The sequence below is a fragment of the Nocardia sp. NPDC060220 genome (assembly GCF_042727815.1).
Lineage (GTDB): Bacteria > Actinomycetota > Actinomycetes > Mycobacteriales > Mycobacteriaceae > Nocardia.
Genome location: NZ_JBHWZY010000691.1, coordinates 1 through 3,768 on the forward strand (window position 1 = coordinate 1; position 3,768 = coordinate 3,768).

Here is a 3,768-nt window from a genome sequence, read left to right on the forward strand (position 1 = left end):
AGATAAATCTGCGGATCACCGAACGCCGGGTCGGCTTCATCGGCGCCAACGGCTCGGGCAAATCGACGCTGGCCCGCATGCTCAACGGACTGCTGAAGCCGACCGCAGGCACCGTCACCGTCGACGGGCTCGACGTCGCCCGCAAGGGCGCGCAGGTGCGGCGCAAGGTCGGCTTCGTGTTCACCGACCCCGATACCCAGATCGTGATGCCGACAGTCGCCGAGGACCTCGCGTTCTCGCTGCGCCGCAGCGGCCTGAGCAAGACCGATATCGCCGCCCGGGTACAGCGGATGCTCGACCGATTCGGCCTCGCCGCGCACACCGACCACCCGGCGCACCTGCTCTCCGGCGGACAGAAACAGCTGCTGGCCATCGGTTCCGCACTGATTCGCGAGCCCGAGGTGATCGTGGCCGACGAACCGACCACGCTGCTCGATCTGCGCAACGCCCGGCGGGTCTCGCAGGCGCTGAACTCCCTCGACCAGCAGGTGATCGTGGTGACCCACCAGCTCGGACTGCTCGACGGGTTCGATCGAGTCGTGGTGCTGGACAACGGTTGCGTCGTTTTCGACGGCGCACCGCCGGCGGCGATCGACGCGTATCGGCACCTGATCGAATGATCGGCCTGTACTGCCCCGGCGACTCGCCGCTGCACCGGATGCCGGCGGGGGTGAAGCTGGCGCTGTTGCTGGTCTCGATCCTCGCGATGACGGTGTTCGTCCGCGGTCCACTCACTGTGCTGGTCGCCGCGGCGCTGGTGGCCTGTCTGTTCGCGCTCGCCCGCGTCTCCTGGCGGGTGGCCTTCGCCCAGGTGCGCCCGGTGCTGTGGATGACCGCGATCATCGGGGTGTTCCAGCTGCTCACCACCTCGCCGGCGCGGGCCGTGGTGGTGTGCGGGGTGTTGCTCGTGTCGGTGGCCCTCGCGGCGCTGGTCACGGTGACCACGCGGGTGAGCGCCATGCTCGATGCGCTCACCCGCGCGCTCGGCCCGCTGCGCCGCGTCGGAGTGAATCCGGAGCGGGTGAGCCTGCTTCTGGCACTGGCCATCCGGTGTGTTCCGTTGCTGGCGCAGATCGTCCACGATGTCGGCGAGGCTCGGCGAGCCCGCGGGGTGTCGTGGTCGGCGACCGCGCTGGTCACGCCCGTGCTGGTACGGGCATTGCGCACCGCCGACGCGATGGGCGAAGCCCTCGCCGCACGCGGTGTCGACGACGACTGAGATCGGCGTGGACCGCGCGATGCGAACAGGAGACCAGCCGCCTTCCGCGTAGCGTGCGGACACGCACCTTGCTATTCCTAGACGACCGGTCGTATAGTTCTGCGCATGGCACGACCACGGCGCAGCGACGACACGAGAGCGCTTCTCATCGAGGAGGGCGCGGCCGATCTGCTGTCCAACGGCTATCACGGCACCGGCATCAAGCAGGTGCTCGACAAGGTCGGGGTGCCGAAAGGCTCGTTCTACAACTACTTCGACAGCAAAGAGACGTTCGCTCGAGCGGTGATCGAGCATCATTCACTGTGCATCCAGCGCAACCTCGCCGACGCCTTCGGCGCCACCGCCGACCCCCTCGGTGGCGTGCGCGTCTTCTTCGCGCGGCAGACCGCCGAATTCGTGCGCACCGACTTCACCGGCGGCTGCCTGCTCGCGAACCTCGCGGCCGAGCTCGAAGGTAGTGACGTGCTGCGGGAAGAACTGTCGAGTGCCTGGGTGGCCTGGCGTGACAGTGTCGCGGCCGCATTGCGCGCCGCGCAGGCCGACGGCTCGGTGCGCGGCGATATCGACGCGGTCGACCTCGCCGACCTGCTCCTCGAATCGTGGGAGGGCGCCGTGATCCGGATGAAGCTGCAGCGCACCGTCGAGCCGCTGCACAAGTGCCTGAACCGTCTGCTGGACGACTACTTCCGGCCCTGATCAGGGTCGGGCGGACCGGCTGGTTGCTGCGTGTCTATTCCAAGACGACCGGTCGTATCAAATGAAAGGGAAGACACCATGTCCACCATCAAAACGGCCATCGTGACCGGATCCTCCAGTGGGATCGGGCGCGACATCGCTCGTGCCTTCGTTCAGCGCGGCGACAATGTCGTGCTCAACGGGCGTGATGCCGCGAAGCTCGCGGCGGTGGCCCAGGAGTTGGGCGCACCCGAGCGCACGGCGGTCGTCGTCGGCGATATCGGCTCGCCCGCAACGGGTTCGGCGCTGGTCGCGGCCGCGGTCGAGCGATTCGGTGGGGTGGATGTGCTGGTCAACAACGCGGGCACGTTCGCGGCGAAGCCGTTCACCGAGGTCACCGCCGACGAGTTGACCGGCTACCTCGACGGCAACCTGAAAGGCACCTACTTCACCACGCAGGCCGTGGTCCGGCGACTCCGTGAGCAGGGTGCGGGCGGCAGCATCGTCAATATCGGCACCGTGCTCGTCACGCACGCGATCGCCGATATCCCCGCCTCCGCGCCGTTGGCCAGCAAGGGCGCGATCCACGCCTTGACCACAAGTTTGGCGGCCGAACTGGCAGTCGACCGTATTCGCGTCAACGCCGTCGCCCCCGGCTTCGTGCGCACGCCGCTGCTGGCGAGCGGTAACGAGACTGTCTTCGGCGGGTTCGCCCTCCTCGACCGTCTCGGCGACGTCACCGAAACCACCGCGGCCGTGCTGTACCTCGCCGACGCCGAGTTCGTCACCGGCCACATCCTGCCCGTCGACGGCGGCTTCATTTCCGGCCGAGCGGCCTGAGTCAGCGAAAAGACCTACTACACAACGGATTCGGGTGCGCAGCGCCCCGAACGCCGGTCATCCTGTGAGAGCTGCACCCATCGAAAGGACACGCTCATGCCGTACGTGAACATCAAGGTCACCGACGAAAATGTCACCACGGAACAGAAGTCGCAGCTCATCAAGGGCGTCACCGATCTGCTCTTCGAGGTACTCGGCAAGGCCCCCGACAGCACCTACGTCGTGATCGATGAAGTGCCGCTGACGGATTGGGGCGTCGGTGGCGTGAACGTCGCCGAGTATCGCGCCCGTCGAGCCGCCACGGAGTGAGTCATCGGTACCGGGCCGGGCATGCCCCGGCTCGGTACCGTCTCCGGGCGAGAGCGCGGGGCCGACTCACAGTGGACCGTCGAACTCGATCGAGGCATCCAGGGCGAACCAGCCCATGGACGTCAGTGTCGCACCGCACTTGAAGTAGCTGGGTCCCAGCCACAGACCCGGCTCGATCTCGCGCAACTCGTCGTAGATCCGGTGGGCGGGACCGGGCTTTCCGGCCCGGAGATCGTCGTAGTCCAATCGCACGGCCGCACGTCCGTCGACCGAGGATGCGCCGACCGTTGCCACGAAGTTGAGCGCCCGCATACCGCCGAGCAGGCGGAAGATGTTGTGCCCGAATGCCATCCCGCCGTCCACGTGACGAAAGGACTTGCCCACCCAGAAGTAGGTGGGACGGTCCATCAGTGGTCCGAGCAACCGGGAGCCGGTCGCGGGAAAAGACCGCATCACCAGATCGCCGGTCAGCCGGCCGAAATCTGATGCTGTCGTCTCCGGCGCCGCGGTGAACAGCTCCGTGAACGCGGCGATACCCGCCGTGGACAGGGCATCGAGGCGCGGGCGTCGGTCAGATGGCCGGTGGACCGGCATCAGACCGTTCGCGGACAACGGTGTCGGCTTCATGGGCGGACTCGATTCTGTCGAAACTCGGTCCTCGCATGGTGCCAAGCCGCGGCGCGCCCCGGTGCGGTTTCGCCGGACCCAGGACAACGGGCCGGGAC

The 3,768-nt window shown here is 67.4% G+C and carries 6 protein-coding genes; 5 read left to right on the forward strand and 1 reads right to left on the reverse strand.

Going from position 1 to position 3,768, the window contains the following annotated elements; translation table 11 throughout:
* The 5 genes from ACFWF3_RS27735 to ACFWF3_RS27755 form a co-directional block, all read left to right on the forward strand.
* Window positions 1-620 (forward strand): energy-coupling factor ABC transporter ATP-binding protein (locus ACFWF3_RS27735; RefSeq protein WP_379316368.1); only part of this gene is annotated, 620 nt, incomplete at its 5' end.
* Entirely contained in the window at window positions 617-1,219 is a 603-nt protein-coding gene (locus ACFWF3_RS27740; RefSeq protein ID WP_378988588.1) for an energy-coupling factor transporter transmembrane component T family protein, read from the forward strand. The genes ACFWF3_RS27735 and ACFWF3_RS27740, both read left to right, overlap by 4 nt.
* Before the next feature lie 105 nt (window positions 1,220-1,324).
* Window positions 1,325-1,915 carry a TetR family transcriptional regulator C-terminal domain-containing protein gene (locus tag ACFWF3_RS27745; RefSeq protein ID WP_378988590.1) on the forward strand — a complete coding sequence of 197 codons (591 nt, stop codon included), beginning with the start codon at window positions 1,325-1,327 and terminating at the stop codon, window positions 1,913-1,915.
* 78 nt (window positions 1,916-1,993) lie between these two features.
* On the forward strand, window positions 1,994-2,734 hold the full coding sequence (locus ACFWF3_RS27750; RefSeq protein WP_379316371.1) for an SDR family NAD(P)-dependent oxidoreductase: 741 nt from the start codon (window positions 1,994-1,996) through the stop codon (window positions 2,732-2,734).
* Between the two features lie 96 nt (window positions 2,735-2,830).
* A complete protein-coding gene (locus ACFWF3_RS27755; protein ID WP_378988594.1) occupies window positions 2,831-3,043 on the forward strand; it encodes a 4-oxalocrotonate tautomerase family protein in 213 nt (70 codons plus the stop codon).
* Window positions 3,044-3,109: 66 nt separating this feature from the next.
* Here the strand turns inward: ACFWF3_RS27755 and ACFWF3_RS27760 are convergent, their stop codons facing one another.
* Entirely contained in the window at window positions 3,110-3,670 is a 561-nt protein-coding gene (locus tag ACFWF3_RS27760; RefSeq protein WP_379316373.1) for a hypothetical protein, read from the reverse strand.
* Between the last annotated feature and the right edge of the window lie 98 nt (window positions 3,671-3,768).